The 13,162-nt window shown below is 63.8% G+C and carries 15 protein-coding genes and 1 tRNA gene; 7 read left to right on the top strand and 9 right to left on the bottom strand.

Going from position 1 to position 13,162, the window contains the following annotated elements:
* Window positions 1-13 precede the first annotated feature (13 nt).
* Window positions 14-940, bottom strand: a complete 927-nt coding sequence (locus tag DYZ14_RS16740) for a DMT family transporter (protein WP_154721740.1) — start codon at window positions 938-940, stop codon at window positions 14-16.
* 126 nt (window positions 941-1,066) lie between these two features.
* Entirely contained in the window at window positions 1,067-1,783 is a 717-nt protein-coding gene (gene lipB / locus DYZ14_RS16735) for a lipoyl(octanoyl) transferase LipB (protein ID WP_154721739.1), read from the bottom strand.
* A gap of 190 nt (window positions 1,784-1,973) precedes the next feature.
* Here lipB and DYZ14_RS16730 point away from each other — a divergent pair.
* A tRNA-Leu gene (locus DYZ14_RS16730) sits at window positions 1,974-2,058 on the top strand.
* Window positions 2,059-2,144: 86 nt separating this feature from the next.
* Here the strand turns inward: DYZ14_RS16730 and DYZ14_RS16725 are convergent.
* Together DYZ14_RS16725 and DYZ14_RS16720 are read right to left on the bottom strand one after the other, a co-directional pair.
* A complete protein-coding gene (locus DYZ14_RS16725; protein WP_154721738.1) occupies window positions 2,145-2,645 on the bottom strand; it encodes a BON domain-containing protein in 501 nt (166 codons plus the stop codon).
* A gap of 79 nt (window positions 2,646-2,724) precedes the next feature.
* Window positions 2,725-3,219: a peptide deformylase gene (locus DYZ14_RS16720; RefSeq protein ID WP_154721737.1), complete on the bottom strand. Its 495-nt coding sequence runs from the start codon at window positions 3,217-3,219 to the stop codon at window positions 2,725-2,727.
* Window positions 3,220-3,427: 208 nt separating this feature from the next.
* Here DYZ14_RS16720 and mgtE point away from each other — a divergent pair, with 208 nt between their 5' ends.
* Window positions 3,428-4,846 (top strand): magnesium transporter, encoded by a 1,419-nt coding sequence (mgtE, locus tag DYZ14_RS16715; protein WP_154721736.1) that lies wholly within the window; start codon window positions 3,428-3,430, stop codon window positions 4,844-4,846.
* 67 nt (window positions 4,847-4,913) lie between these two features.
* On the top strand, window positions 4,914-5,300 hold the full coding sequence (locus DYZ14_RS16710; protein WP_115670022.1) for a MerR family transcriptional regulator: 387 nt from the start codon (window positions 4,914-4,916) through the stop codon (window positions 5,298-5,300).
* A gap of 39 nt (window positions 5,301-5,339) precedes the next feature.
* On the opposite strand, the gene DYZ14_RS16705 is transcribed toward DYZ14_RS16710, so the two are convergent.
* The 3 genes from DYZ14_RS16705 to DYZ14_RS16695 all read right to left on the bottom strand — a co-directional run bounded on the left by DYZ14_RS16705 (window position 5,340) and on the right by DYZ14_RS16695 (window position 7,575).
* On the bottom strand, window positions 5,340-5,816 hold the full coding sequence (locus tag DYZ14_RS16705; RefSeq protein WP_115670021.1) for a methyltransferase family protein: 477 nt from the start codon (window positions 5,814-5,816) through the stop codon (window positions 5,340-5,342).
* A 12-nt stretch (window positions 5,817-5,828) separates the two neighbouring features.
* Entirely contained in the window at window positions 5,829-6,800 is a 972-nt protein-coding gene (locus tag DYZ14_RS16700; protein ID WP_232365570.1) for a DUF1624 domain-containing protein, read from the bottom strand.
* A gap of 76 nt (window positions 6,801-6,876) precedes the next feature.
* Window positions 6,877-7,575: a DUF599 domain-containing protein gene (locus DYZ14_RS16695; RefSeq protein WP_154721735.1), complete on the bottom strand. Its 699-nt coding sequence runs from the start codon at window positions 7,573-7,575 to the stop codon at window positions 6,877-6,879.
* A gap of 580 nt (window positions 7,576-8,155) precedes the next feature.
* Between DYZ14_RS16695 and DYZ14_RS16690 the strand changes: the two genes are divergently transcribed.
* A complete protein-coding gene (locus tag DYZ14_RS16690) occupies window positions 8,156-9,556 on the top strand; it encodes an L-serine ammonia-lyase (protein ID WP_154721734.1) in 1,401 nt (466 codons plus the stop codon).
* 63 nt (window positions 9,557-9,619) lie between these two features.
* A complete protein-coding gene (locus DYZ14_RS16685) occupies window positions 9,620-10,057 on the top strand; it encodes a DUF1489 family protein (protein WP_115670018.1) in 438 nt (145 codons plus the stop codon).
* Window positions 10,058-10,147: 90 nt separating this feature from the next.
* Here DYZ14_RS16685 and DYZ14_RS16680 read toward each other — a convergent pair whose 3' ends face one another.
* On the bottom strand, window positions 10,148-10,540 hold the full coding sequence (locus DYZ14_RS16680; protein WP_154721733.1) for a GFA family protein: 393 nt from the start codon (window positions 10,538-10,540) through the stop codon (window positions 10,148-10,150).
* A 238-nt stretch (window positions 10,541-10,778) separates the two neighbouring features.
* Between DYZ14_RS16680 and dusA the strand changes: the two genes are divergently transcribed.
* Entirely contained in the window at window positions 10,779-11,789 is a 1,011-nt protein-coding gene (gene dusA, locus DYZ14_RS16675) for a tRNA dihydrouridine(20/20a) synthase DusA (protein ID WP_154721732.1), read from the top strand.
* Window positions 11,790-11,881: 92 nt separating this feature from the next.
* On the opposite strand, the gene DYZ14_RS16670 is transcribed toward dusA, so the two are convergent.
* Entirely contained in the window at window positions 11,882-12,094 is a 213-nt protein-coding gene (locus tag DYZ14_RS16670; protein WP_028735154.1) for a cold-shock protein, read from the bottom strand.
* A gap of 471 nt (window positions 12,095-12,565) precedes the next feature.
* Here DYZ14_RS16670 and DYZ14_RS16665 point away from each other — a divergent pair, with 471 nt between their 5' ends.
* Window positions 12,566-13,162: a J domain-containing protein gene (locus DYZ14_RS16665; RefSeq protein WP_154721731.1), complete on the top strand. Its 597-nt coding sequence runs from the start codon at window positions 12,566-12,568 to the stop codon at window positions 13,160-13,162.

The following is a 13,162-nucleotide window of genomic DNA, read 5'->3' as shown; positions in this document are numbered from 1 at the left end:
GGGAAAGCTAAAATCAGCGCCTTTCGGCGACGCGGCGCTGTTCGCGCCATAGGATGAACAGGCCTGAACCGACGATAATCAGGATGCCGACCCATTTCGATACAGTCGGGAAGTCATTGAACAGGGCATACCCTAAAATGGTCGCTGCGATGATCTCGAAATACTGGAACGGTGCCAGAACCGACAGCGGCGCCATGCGGAAGGCGCGCACCACGATGAGGTGGGCGTAGCCGGAGATCGAGCCGAGAATCACCAGCAGCGCGAGGCCGAGCCAGGAGGTGGGAAGCGAGATGGCGAAATCCGCCTGTCCCGCCGCATCGCCGCCGACGAGCACCGCACCCATGAACAACGTGCCTCCGATCCCGGCCATGGTCTGCATGGTGACGGGCGTGTCGGCTTCGCCGATCGCCCGGTTGAGAAACATGTAGAGGGCATAGAGGAACGCGCAGGCGATCGGCAGCAGCGAGGTCAGGCCGAATACTTCATAGCTGGGCTGGATGACGATCATCGCCCCGCCGAAACCGACGACGATCGCCAGCCAGCGCCGCCAGCCGACCTTTTCGCCGAGGAAGACCGCCGAAAGTGCCGTCAGGATGAAGGGCTCGACGAAATAGATGGCGAAGACGTCGGCCAGCGGCATGTACTTGACGGCGGTGAAGAACATCAGGCTAGCCGCCCCGTGCAGCACGCCGCGTAAAAGGTTCAGCCCCGGCCGCTTGGCCGACAGCGCGCTGCGTCCCTGGATCGCGAAGAGGAATGGCAGGATACAGGCGACCTGGAAGAAGAAGCGATAGAAATTCACCTGGCCGGGCGACATGCCCTCGACATTCGCCATGTACTTGGCGATCGCGTCCATGAACGGCAGGACCAGCATGCATCCCGCCATCAGAGCAATGCCCTTCAGCGTCGTATCAGTGCCTGAGAGGTGGTTATCGGACATCGGCGGCGGGCCTCATTGAGACACCCACCAAGCATGCGTGCGAGAGTCGTTCAAGCCCGATCGGATAGAGGCCGGTACGCGCACCCTCGCCGGAGCGATTCGAACTGGCCGCTGCGTTAGACCGGTTCAGTCCGCGCGCACCGTCGGGCCGAACACTTCCTCGAAGGCCTCGCGCAGGCGGATGTCGACATCGGCCATCATCACCAGTTGCCCGAGGTCGACGAGGCTGGTCACGCCATAGGCGCTGATGCCGCATGGCACGATGCCGGAGAAATGCGACAGGTCGGGATCGACGTTGATCGACAGGCCGTGGAAGCTCACCCAGCGGCGAAGGCGAATGCCGAGGGCTGCAATCTTGTCCTCCGCCATCGAGCCATCGGCAAGCGCCGGCTTTTCCGGACGGCGCACCCAGACCCCGACGCGATCCTCGCGCCGCTCGCCCTTGACGTTCATCTTCTCCAGCGTGCGGATCACCACATCTTCCAGTGCCGCCACATAGGCGCGCACGTCCTGGCGGCGGCGTTTCAGGTCGAGCATCACATAGGCGACCCGCTGGCCCGGTCCGTGATAGGTGTATTCGCCGCCACGACCTGTGGCAAAGACCGGGAATCGCTCCGGCTCGATCAGGTCGGCTGCGTCGGCGCTGGTGCCGGCGGTGTAGAGTGGCGGGTGCTCGAGCAGCCAGACCAGTTCATCCGCCGTGCCGTCGGCGATCGCCGCCACCTGGCGCTCCATTTCCGCGATCGCATCCTCATAGGCAACGAGACCATCCGAGATGCGCCAGCGCACCGGGGGGGAGCCGGGAAGGGGGAGCATTTCTATTGCGAGATCGGTCCGCTGCATCGGAAAAAGCCTTCATTTTCCCTCTACTTGGCAAGAAAGGCCCGCGACTTCAAGGCCCCTGCGGGGACGACCGGCGAAGCGTTGGCTGGGCCAGTCCGGGAATTCTCAAAAAACTGTCATCTTGGCCTTGTGCACCCGGAATGCTTTTGCTACATGCAGCCCCGCCGGAGCAATTCGGCGCTACCAGGATGCGGTCGTGGCGGAATTGGTAGACGCGCAGCGTTGAGGTCGCTGTGTCGCAAGACGTGGAAGTTCGAGTCTTCTCGACCGCACCATTCTTCCTTCAGAGGAAGAATACGAAAGCCGGCCTACCGAAAGGTGGCCGGCTTCGTCGTTTCCGGGATTTGCCTTCGGGCCACTATCAGTCCGCGTCGCGCGGAATATGGGTGTCGACACCCATGGTGGTGATGAAGTTGCGCACTTCCGAGACACCCTTTGTCCCGAGGACCCGAAGTTCGATCGTGCGACGCTCTTCAGCCGTGTCGACTGCGCCGCGAAGCGTGACGATGTGCCCGTCCGCATGGATGTCGAGGGCGGCGAGCATGGTTTCCGGCATGTCCTGGAGCGCATCGGCGATATCGGCTTCCAACTGGTCGCTGTTCTCGCGGTGGTCGGTTTCCGGCAGCACCGGGGAGGAAAGCGGCACCTGGCCACCGTCTGACTCCGCATGGGTGAGGCGATAGCCGCCATTGCGCTCGCGGTCGAAATTGGCTTCCGGCTCGCCATAGGCGCTGTTGCCGACCGGACGGGAAGCCGCACCCGCGCCGTCATCATAGGGCCAGCCGTTCTCGATGTCGCGCTGCTCGAAATCGCGATAGTCCTCTTCGCGGCTGAAGTCCTTCTTTTCATCGCCGATCGTCATGTCGTCGCGCTCCTTGGCTCAGGTGTGGTCCGACACAACGCACGACACCCGTCTTTGGTTCGACGACGAGGCGTTCGACTCAGCGGAGGCTCTTTTCCCATTTGCGGATCAGCCGGTCACGTCTCAGCTTCGAGAGCCGCTGCAGCCAGAACATGCCGTCGAGCTGGTCGATCTCGTGCTGCATGCAGATGGCGGGAAATCCCTCGAGCCGCGTTTCATGCACGGCTCCGGCGAGATCCCGGTAGCGAATGTCGATGGTGCGCGGCCGGGTAACCGTTTCCGTGGCACCCGGCATCGAGACACTGCCTTCGGTGTGCTCCATTGTTTCGCTGGAGGACCATAAGATTTCCGGATTGGCATAGTCGCGCCGGCCGCCGAGCTCCGGCAGGTCCAGCACGACGAGCCGCAGCGCCACGCCGATATGCGCGGCGGTGATTCCGACGCCGGGCGCCGCCCGCAGCGTGTCGTGAAGATCGTCGGCAAGAGCAGACAGATTGGTGTCGAATGCCGTGACGGGGAGGCAGGCGCGCTTGAGGGCGGGATCGGGATATCGAAGGATCGGACGGACGCTCAAGGGCACCTCTTCGGCTGCGGGTCGGGCTGGCGAAGCGGCTGTGCAATCGAGGCTGGACCCCGCTTCGCCAATAGGTTAGCAGGAAGCCTTCGCAATTGCATATATCCCCGTGCGCTATGCTAGGCGGTTGTTGACAATGCGCTTTCCGACGCCATTCTCCTTGGCGGCAGGAAAGCCGGCTGTGATTTGATTTGGCGAGGGCGCGAGCATGACCGAGACCGGTGAAGACATCCGCGTTCGCAGCCCTGCCGACGACAGCCCGGAGGATATCTACGCCGAGGACGGCTCGATCCGCACCGATTTCCGCGCCCTGGTCGGCGCGGCGATCGCCGATCGCGACCTGCTTTTCCTGCGCCAGCACGTCGCCCGCCTGCACGAATCGGAACTGGGCGACCTGATCGAGGCGCTCCAGCCGGACCAGCGCATCGCGCTTGTCCGGCTGCTCGGCGACGACTTCGACATGACGGCGCTGACCGAGGTGGACGAGGCGATCCGCCTGCAGATCGTCGAGCACCTGCCGAATGCCCAGATCGCAGCGGCAATCGGCGAGCTCGATTCGGACGACGCCGTCTACATTCTCGAAGACCTCGATCATGAGGACCGGGAAGAGATCCTGGCGCAGCTGCCGTTCACCGAGCGCGTCCGGCTGCGCCGCGCGCTCGACTATCCGGAAAGCTCGGCCGGTCGCCGCATGCAGACGGAGTTCGTCGCCGTGCCGCCGTTCTGGACGGTCGGCCAGACCATTGACTACATGCGTGACGAAGCCGATCTGCCGGAAAGCTTTTCCCAGATCTTCGTCATCGACCCGACCTTCAAGCTGCTCGGCACCGTCGACCTCGACCGCATCCTGCGCACCAAGCGCCTGGAGAAGATCGAGACGATCATGCGCGAAACCAGCCATCCGATCCCGGCCGAGATGGACCAGGAAGAGGCGGCCCAGGTCTTCGAGCAATACGACCTTCTCTCCGCCGCCGTCGTCGACGAGAACGGACGCCTCGTCGGCGTGCTGACCATCGACGACGTCGTCGACGTGATCCAGGAAGAGGCCGAGGAAGACCTGATGCGCCTCGGCGGCGTCGGTGACGAAGAACTCTCCGACAGCGTGCGGGAGGCATCGCGCTCGCGCATTCCCTGGCTGCTGGTCAATCTGCTCACCGCCTTCCTCGCGGCCTCGGTCATCTCGCTGTTCGAGGCGACGATCGAGGAGATCGTGGCGCTCGCCATCCTGATGCCGATCGTTGCCGGCATGGGCGGCAATGCCGGCTCGCAGACCATGACGGTGACGGTGCGGGCGCTCGCCACCCGCGATCTCGACATTCACAATGCCTGGCGGGTGGTGCGCCGCGAAGCCGGCGTCGGACTGCTCAACGGCGTGGTCTTCGGCATGCTGATCGGGGTGATCGCCGGGTTCTGGTTCCAGGACGTCAATATCGGCGGAATCATCGCCACGGCCATGCTGATCAACATGTTCGCCGCCGCCGTCGGAGGAATCCTGATCCCTTTGCTGCTCGACAAGGTCGGCGCCGATCCGGCCGTGTCGTCGGCGGTTTTTGTCACCGCGGTCACCGACATCACCGGCTTTTTCGCCTTCCTCGGCCTCGCCACCTGGTGGTTTTCGGTGCACTGACGGGCAAAAAATTGACTTATACGTAAAAGTCAATAAGATACCGTTTCCCAAATGAATCGGAACGGTTGTGAAGAAGTATTACAGTATAACGGAACTGACGCGCGAATTCGGGGTGTCGACCCGCACGCTTCGCTTCTACGAAGACGAGGGCCTGCTTCATCCCGAGCGTCGTGGCCGCACCCGGCTCTACCGGGCTGCCGACCGTCACCTGCTGCAGGAAATCCTGCGTGGCCGGCGGATTGGGTTTACCGTAGCCGAAATCCGCGAAATAGTCCACGTTTACAAGGAACCGCCGGGCGAAATCGGTCAGTTGAAGCTGATGATGAAGAAGATCGACGAGAAGCGCGACGATCTTCGGCAGAAGCGCCGGGACATCGAGGAGACGCTCGCCGAACTCGATCAGGCCGAAGAGGCCTGCCTGACGCGGCTTGTGGAAATCGGCGTCGGAACCTGATCGTCCACCAGTGTCAGCGGCGCTGCCCGGGCCCGCCCGTCAGAGCCAGCGCCGGGTGCGCTGGCAATAGTGCTCGAAATCGATGCCGAACCGCGCCAGCAAGTGCATCTCTTCCTTGCGGATGGCGATGACGGTGGTGACGATCGCCGCGCCGATGGCGGCGACGAAGAACCAGGCATTGCCGGTGAGGAAGCCGATCGCCAGCGTAATCAGCGTATAGCCGAGATAGATCGGGTTGCGGCTGTAGCGGAACGGGCCGCTCGTCACCAGCCGTTGCGCGCCGCGATGCGGCATCACGGTCGTTCGGTATTCGACCAGCGTCTTGATAGCCCACAGGTCGAGAAAGAGCGCGACGGCGACGAGAAGCGCGCCGATTGCGTAGAACAGATAGCCGTTGGGCATCACCGAAGGCAGAATTCCGATGAAGCGGTCGGCCAGCAGGGCGAAGAGGATGGCCAGACCGTACAAGACGGGAGGCCAGGGAAAGCTGAGCGGCTTCAACCTATAGGCATTCATGGTCAGGTCCTGTCATTGACTGATGGCCGAACATTCACGCGCAAGCTCTAGTATTCGCTCATCCTGGTCCGGCAAGATTGCGCCAGACTGGAGGGGCGAAAGAAGCGACTGCTGCTGCAGCCGGTCGAGCGTGCAGGCGCAGAAACGCTGGCACAGTGCCGCGTCCGAGCCTTCGGCCAGGCAAGCGTTTTCACAACTCGCCAGATACGACTGCATAGGATCCCTTTTTTGTGGCGGCGCTATGATCGAGATCAGGAAAACCACCGCTATCAACAGCGGCTGGTGCAGAAGGTAAACGATGAGGCTGTTGCGTCCGGCCAGCCTGATCCAGCTTGGACCAGCCGGCAGACCGGCGAGCCGCGAAAGGCAGCCGCTGGCGAGAGCGATCCGTGCCGCGGCAATTCCGGTGAGCAGTGCCCCGACCCAGGGCAGGAGCGGTACATAGTCGTTCGAGCGGGGCAAATGCTGCGACAGGCCGACGAACAACAAGGCCGGCGCGTCGAAAATCTCGGACCGGTAGAAATTGGGCAGGGCGATGGCCGCCACCGCCGCGGCGAGCGTGACGAACGGCGGCAGGCGCAGGAAGGCGAGCCCGACCAGACTGCCGGCGGCAATCGCATGCAGGATGCCGAAGAAGATCATGCTTTCCGGCATGGCGACCGCGGTGGCCACGGTGATCGCGGCGGCTGCCGCGACGATGACGGCCAGCCGCTTGGCGAAGGATCGCGCCTTCAGCTCGGGATAGTGCGCCAGGACCAGGCTGAAACCGGCAAGGAAGAGAAAGCTCGAGGCGATGGCACGGGCATAGATCTTCAGCCAACCGCTGGTGGCGGTTCCGGGTTCGAGATAGCCGAAGAACTCGAAGTCCCAGGTCAGATGGTAGGTCGCCATGGCGATCAGCGCGAGGCCGCGCGCCGCGTCCAGCGCCTCGATCCGCCGCAAGGTCGGCAGGCCCTGGGCGGTCGTTTGTTGATCAGCGGCCACGCGCGTTCCTTCCGTCTTGCCGTCTCGTCGGCGGGTTACGCCATGCGCCTTGCCAGACCGCGCAAAGGTGACGATTTCATGGCGCGGACGCAGGTGTTTCGATCAGTGCGAGCCTTGCCTCGGAGAAGAATTGCCGGCGCAGCAGGACGACGAAGACGGTGAGCGAACTCGCCATGAAGAGATAGGGGCTGGCGAACCAGCCGAGATAGCCGATCGACATGAACAGCGCTCTGAGGCCCGCATTGAAATGTCCCGCCGCGATTATGTTCATGCGGATCGTCAGTTCGGCGGCCCGGGCGGCGGCTTCGGGGTCCCGGCGTGCCTCGTCGGCCATCGGCAGTGCGCCGAACAGGATGGTGCAATAGTTGAACAGGCGGTAGGACCAGCCGAACTTGAAGAAGGAATAGCCGAAGATCGCGGTCAGAACGAAGACCTTGACCTCGAAGGTCGTGCGTCCGCCCTCGACCACGAAGGGCAGGTCCTTCAGCACGGCATCGACCTGTTCGGTCTGGCCGAGCAGCGCGAAACAGCCGCCGATGGCGAAGATCGAGGTCGAGGCGAAGAAGGCGGTACCATTTTGCAGGCCGGACAGGATCTGCGTGTCGATCATCTTCAGGTCTCGCCCGAGCGAATTCATGATCCATTGGCGCCGGCGCTCGGCCATGGCCTGGGTCAGGCTGGTGCGGGAAAAAATGCGTCCCTGGCCGGTGATCCAGGCGAAGGCGAACCACAAGAGGCCGAACAGCGAAAGCGCGAGATAGTCGAGAAGGGTCATGGCGATTCCGGCGCGATGGACTGGCTCCTTTCTAAGCGGATTCGCACGGTTCTCCACAAGCGAATTAACCGAATGAAAAGATCTTGGATTGAAACGGGGCAAATCTCTGCGGGGCGCCGGACGAGTGCTGGCGCGCAAGTCATTGAATTTTCGATGTCGTATGCGCGTGGTGCATGGCTGCTGCGCGGTATGTGCCTTTCTTTTGCCTTTTTTGCAGTTGCGAAGGCGTGCGGATTTTAATAAATCGTTTCGCACGGAAGCGGTCGGGGGACGGCTTTCTGCCAACAACGGTCAAACGGAGTCTTCATGGAAGACAGCATCCATAAATCCTGCTGGGGCGTTACGATCCGCGCTCTGGTCGGATTTGCCGGCATTTTGTGCCTGGCTTATCTCTTTGGCAGTATCTGATCCGAAGTCATCAATGACGGTTTCAGGCGGCGCGGGTTTCACGACCCGCGCTGTTGTCGTTTGGGATCCCTCTTCATGTCGCGCGGATGAAAAAGGATGTCGGTTCGCCGCCGCATCCGCTAAGCATGTTGATCTAGCGTGAGGCAAATCAGCCTGGAGGCGGCGGAGCGACATGTTTCTTTCGGTTTTCGATGTGTTCAAGATCGGGGTGGGGCCCTCGAGTTCCCATACGATGGGACCGATGACGGCGGCCAACCGCTTTCTCGACCTGATCGCCTCGGATAGCTGGCCACGCCCGCAAGGTGCTCAGGTCGCGGCACTCAAAGCCAGCCTCCACGGTTCGCTCGCCTATACCGGCATCGGCCATGGGACGGGCAGGGCGGTGATCATCGGCCTGACCGGCGAGGCGCCGGACAGGATCGACCCGGACCGGATGGACGCCATCGTCGAGGAGGTCGAGCGCACCCACAAGGTCGCGCCGCCCGGCCATCCGGCCTATCATTTCAATCCGAAGGAAGACCTCGTCTTCGACAAGAAGGTGCCGCTATCGGGCCATGCCAACGGCATGCGGCTCTCCGCCCTCGACAGGGACGGGCGCGTGCTGTTGACGACGATCTACTACTCGATCGGCGGCGGCTTCGTCGTCACCGACACCGAGCTTCTGGCCCTGCAGAAGGCGAAGAAGGCGGCCTCCAGCCACAAGGTGCCCTATCCCTTCGCCTCGGCCAGGGAAATGCTCGACATGGCGGCCCGCTCCGGCCTGACGATCGCCCAGATGAAGCGGGCGAACGAGGAAGCGGTCATGGACCGCGAGGCGCTCAATGCCGGCCTCGACCGGATCTGGGACGCCATGAGCGGCTGCATTGACCGTGGCCTGAAACAGGACGGACGGCTGCCGGGCGGGCTCAACGTGCGCCGCCGCGCCCGCTCCATTCACGACCAGCTGCAGGAGGAATGGCGCTCCAACCGGCAGAATCCGCTGCTCGCCAATGACTGGCTGTCGGTCTATGCCATGGCGGTCAACGAGGAGAACGCCGCCGGCGGCCGTGTCGTCACCGCGCCGACCAATGGGGCGGCCGGCGTGGTGCCGGCCACCATCCGCTACTACCTGCATTTCCACCCCGATGCCGACCAGGACGGCATCCGCGACTATTTGCTGACGGCGGCTGCCATCGGCGGGATCATCAAGCACAATGCATCGATTTCCGGCGCCGAAGTGGGCTGTCAGGGCGAAGTGGGGTCGGCCTCCGCCATGGCGGCGGCGGGGCTGGCGGCCGTGATGGGTGGCTCGCCGGAGCAGATCGAGAACGCCGCCGAAATCGCGCTTGAACACCATCTCGGCATGACCTGCGACCCGGTCGCCGGCCTCGTCCAGGTGCCCTGTATCGAGCGCAATGCGCTCGGCGCCGTCAAGGCCGTGACCGCGGCCTCGCTGGCGCTCAAGGGCGACGGCCAGCATTTCGTCCCGCTCGACGCCTGCATCGAGACCATGCGCCAGACCGGCAACGACATGAGCGAGAAATACAAGGAAACCTCGCTCGGCGGCCTTGCCGTCAACGTGGTGGAATGCTGACGGCGGGGGTCGGAGAGCCGCTTTGTCCTTGACGCCGGCGGTGAGCGGATTATCACCGGTGCCATGACACTGCACATGATCAAGCTCTGCGTCGGCGCCGACAGCCTCGACGATCTTCGCGAATGGGTGGCCGAGCGCGCGCTTTCCGCGGTTGCGGCGGGCCTCGAGCCGCAGTCGAGCCATGTGACGCGCATGGTGCCCAAGCGGATGGACGAACTGCTCGACGGCGGATCGCTCTACTGGGTCATCAAGGGCCAGGTCGCCGCCCGCCAGAAGCTCATCGACATCAAGACCTTCACCGGCGCCGACGGCATTTCCCGCTGCGAACTGGTGCTCGGCCCCGAAGTGATCGAAACCGCACCCGCCCCCCGCCGCCCGTTCCAGGGCTGGCGCTACCTTGAGCCTGATTCCGCTCCGAGAGACCTTGGGGCTTCCGGCGCCAACCTCGAGGACATGCCGGAGGATCTGAAGCGCGAACTGGCGGAACTCGGGCTGTTGTGAGGACGGGCCCGCCTGATCGCAGTCGGAACGGCAACTCGGTTCGGCAATCGTTCACCGCTCGCTCCTCTGACCCCATAACTGCGGCCTGTGCTACTCCTCGAAGCGGCTGGTTTCGTCGCGATCGCGCTCGTAACGCCTGTTGAGCGGAAATGGCGGAAGCCAGGATTCGCGGCGGATGGTCCAGAGTTCGTAGGTCGGCACCAGTTGGTCGGGCGCATCCAGTGATCCGAGGTTTACCTCGACTTCGTCGCCGCTGCGGCCGAACACCGGTGAGCCGCAGCGCGGGCAGAAGAACCGCCCGGCATAGCCGCGCGTCTCGCCCTCGACCGTCACGGCATCCTCGGGAAAGATCGCCGACGCATGAAAAAGCGCGCCGTGATGCTTGCGGCAGTCGAGGCAGTGACAGATGCCGACCCGGTAGGGTCGCCCCGTTGCGACAAGGCGGACATTGCCGCACAGGCAACCGCCGGTGAACGTCTCCATGCTGCACCTCCTCCAGGCAAATTACTCCCTGTTTACGACGAAGGCCGGCAAAGCGGCAATTGTTCGTCGCAGTATGGAGAGTCTCGGATTTTCGCGGGGGTGGAGAATTTTCGCGCCAGACGAACGGAAACCCTCGGCGCCAGCGCCGGCAAGACCATCCCTATTTGACCTTTCAAACAACCGGTGCCGAAACCCGACACCCTTGCGGACGGCCTCTGCCAAGGCTATCTGACCCGGCATGACGATAGCACCGCTCTTAAGCCCGGGGACGAAGATCTTCGCGGTCGCCCCGATGATCGACTGGACGGACAGGCATTGCCGGTACTTCCACCGGCGCCTGAGCGGCCGGGCGCTGCTCTACACCGAGATGGTGGTGGCCGACGCGATCCTGCACGGCAACCGCGACCGTCTCTTAGGCTTTTCGCCGGAAGAACATCCGGTGGCGCTGCAGCTCGGCGGCTCCGATCCGGCAAAGCTTGCCGAGGCGGTGCGGATCGCGGCGGACTTCGGCTATGACGAGATCAACCTCAATGTCGGCTGCCCGTCCGACCGGGTGCAGTCGGGAACCTTCGGCGCCTGCCTGATGCGCGAGCCGGAGACGGTGGCGGCCTGTGTCGCGGCAATGAAGAAGGTGGCGAGCGTGCCGGTGACGGTCAAGTGCCGGATCGGGGTGGACGACCAGGCACCGGAGGCGGTGCTGCCGGATTTCCTCGCCCGCATGGTGGCCGCCGGCGCCGATGCGATCTGGATCCATGCCCGCAAGGCCTGGCTGCAGGGCCTGTCGCCGAAGGAGAACCGAGAGATCCCGCCGCTCGACTACGACATCGTTTACCGGATGAAGCGCGAAAACCCGGGCGTCTTCCTCGGCATCAACGGCGGCATCGACACGCTGGACAAGGCGCTCGACCACCTTGCGGTGATGGACGGCGTCATGCTCGGACGGGCCGCCTATCACAATGCCACGCTTCTGACCGAGGTGGACGAAAAAATCTATGGCTTGCCCGCCAAGGCCCCCGACTGGGACGGGGTGCGCGACGCCATGATCGCCTATGCCGAGACGGTGATTGCCGGGGGCGGCAGGCTCAATCACGTGACCCGCCACATGATCGGCCTGTTCCAGGGCTTTGCCGGGGCCAGGCGCTATCGGCAGATCCTGTCGGATGCCACCAAGCCCTCCGCCGGGCCGGAGATCATCGCCGAGGCCTTTGCCGCCGTCGACATTGCCGGCGGGCCGAAGGTCGCGGCCTGAGCGGCGGGCAGGGCGGCCCGGACAAGCGGACAACGAAAAACGGCGCCCCGTGGACGCCGTCTCAAATGATCATCGCCTTTCGGCGAACGGGCTCAGAAAGCCTGGATGTTGACGGCCTTCGGGCCCTTGCCCATGCGGTCCGGCTCGGTGTCGAACGAAACCTGCTGGCCGTCCTTGAGCGTCTGGATGCCGGAAGCCTGGAGAGCGGAGATGTGGACGAATACGTCCTTTGCGCCGCCTTCCGGGGTGATGAAGCCGAAGCCCTTGTCCTGGTTGAAGAATTTTACGGTGCCTTTGGTGGCCATGGGAGAGTTCCTTATCCCTTGTGTCGTTGGTTTCCCCACGCCCGGCGGGCCGGAAGAGGGGTCGATATTGCCCTTCGGTGTGACGGGCTAGTCGGAAGTCGCGATAACGGGGAAAGAACGTCTACCAGCGGGAGGAAGCCCCCAGGACCGCTCCGGCGGTCATACAGTCGGTCCAGTCTCCGGGATCATTAGTGCCCGAACGGCGACATTGCTAAGGCCTTTTGCGTCAAAAGGCAAGAGGCTTGCAGGCCCGGCATCGTCACTCCGGCAGGGCAACCGGCTGAATCCATTAAGATTTGAGGGGTGCGGCGGGGGCGCCGGACACGACACGGGCGCGCGCCGCCGGTCCCTGGCCCTTGCACCGCCCTTTGCCATTCTTTGGACAAGCGGCCTTGCGACTTGAAGCCGGGGCCCGGACGCTTTACCAGACATGCGGGGGCCCGCTTTGCACATGCCGAGGAAGCTTTCGCCGTGATCGATCCCTATCAACTGCTCGGACTGGAGCGCGACGCCGACGAGGCGGCGGTCAAGGCCGCCTATCGCAAGGCCGCGAAGAGCGCCCATCCGGATGCCGGCGGCGATCTCGACGCCTTCGGCCGGCTCAACGCGTCCTATGAACTGCTCAAGGACCCGGTGCGCCGCCGGGTCTATGACGATACCGGCTATGACCCGCAACTCGCCGACGCCACCGACCTCAAGGGCCTGATGATGCTGGAGACGCTGGTCAACGAGATGATTCTCGACGAGCGCGCCCCCGGCAGCTTCGATCCCGTCGCCGGCCTGCGCCGCAAGCTGACCGACGATCTGCTGAAGGCCCGCTTCCACATCCTCGAACTGGAGCGCCACCGCACCCGCGTGCGCCAGCATGCCGACCGCATCGGCCGCCGCCCGGACAACGACGTGCTCGGCGCCATGCTGCGCGCCCGCGCCCAGTCGATCACCGAGGCGATCAAGGGCGCCGAGACGCAGATTTCCGCGATCGAGCGGGCCTATGCCATGCTCGAAGGCTATTCCTACGAGCTGGAGGCCGCCGGCCCCCGCGGCCCCGAGGCCGAGGCGGCGGAATAG

It is taken from the genome of Ciceribacter sp. T2.26MG-112.2 (assembly GCF_900492205.1).
GTDB classification, from domain to species: Bacteria; Pseudomonadota; Alphaproteobacteria; order Rhizobiales; family Rhizobiaceae; genus Allorhizobium; species Allorhizobium naphthalenivorans_A.
The sequence above is the reverse complement of the archived record's forward strand: the minus strand, read 5'-3'. Positions and strand labels throughout refer to the sequence as shown.

Excerpts from the sequence above, each read along its gene's own strand:
- DYZ14_RS16725 (WP_154721738.1), bottom strand. The coding sequence starts at position 2,645 with ATGACGATCGGCGATGAAAAGAAGGACTTCAGCCGCGAAGAGGACTAT.
- lipB (WP_154721739.1), bottom strand. The coding sequence starts at position 1,783 with ATGCAGCGGACCGATCTCGCAATAGAAATGCTCCCCCTTCCCGGCTCC.
- DYZ14_RS16685 (WP_115670018.1), top strand. The coding sequence starts at position 9,620 with ATGACACTGCACATGATCAAGCTCTGCGTCGGCGCCGACAGCCTCGAC.
- DYZ14_RS16740 (WP_154721740.1), bottom strand. The coding sequence starts at position 940 with ATGTCCGATAACCACCTCTCAGGCACTGATACGACGCTGAAGGGCATT.
- DYZ14_RS16695 (WP_154721735.1), bottom strand. The coding sequence starts at position 7,575 with ATGACCCTTCTCGACTATCTCGCGCTTTCGCTGTTCGGCCTCTTGTGG.
- dusA (WP_154721732.1), top strand. The coding sequence starts at position 10,779 with ATGACGATAGCACCGCTCTTAAGCCCGGGGACGAAGATCTTCGCGGTC.
- DYZ14_RS16705 (WP_115670021.1), bottom strand. The coding sequence starts at position 5,816 with ATGAATGCCTATAGGTTGAAGCCGCTCAGCTTTCCCTGGCCTCCCGTC.
- mgtE (WP_154721736.1), top strand. The coding sequence starts at position 3,428 with ATGACCGAGACCGGTGAAGACATCCGCGTTCGCAGCCCTGCCGACGAC.
- DYZ14_RS16690 (WP_154721734.1), top strand. The coding sequence starts at position 8,156 with ATGTTTCTTTCGGTTTTCGATGTGTTCAAGATCGGGGTGGGGCCCTCG.
- DYZ14_RS16670 (WP_028735154.1), bottom strand. The coding sequence starts at position 12,094 with ATGGCCACCAAAGGCACCGTAAAATTCTTCAACCAGGACAAGGGCTTC.
- DYZ14_RS16680 (WP_154721733.1), bottom strand. The coding sequence starts at position 10,540 with ATGGAGACGTTCACCGGCGGTTGCCTGTGCGGCAATGTCCGCCTTGTC.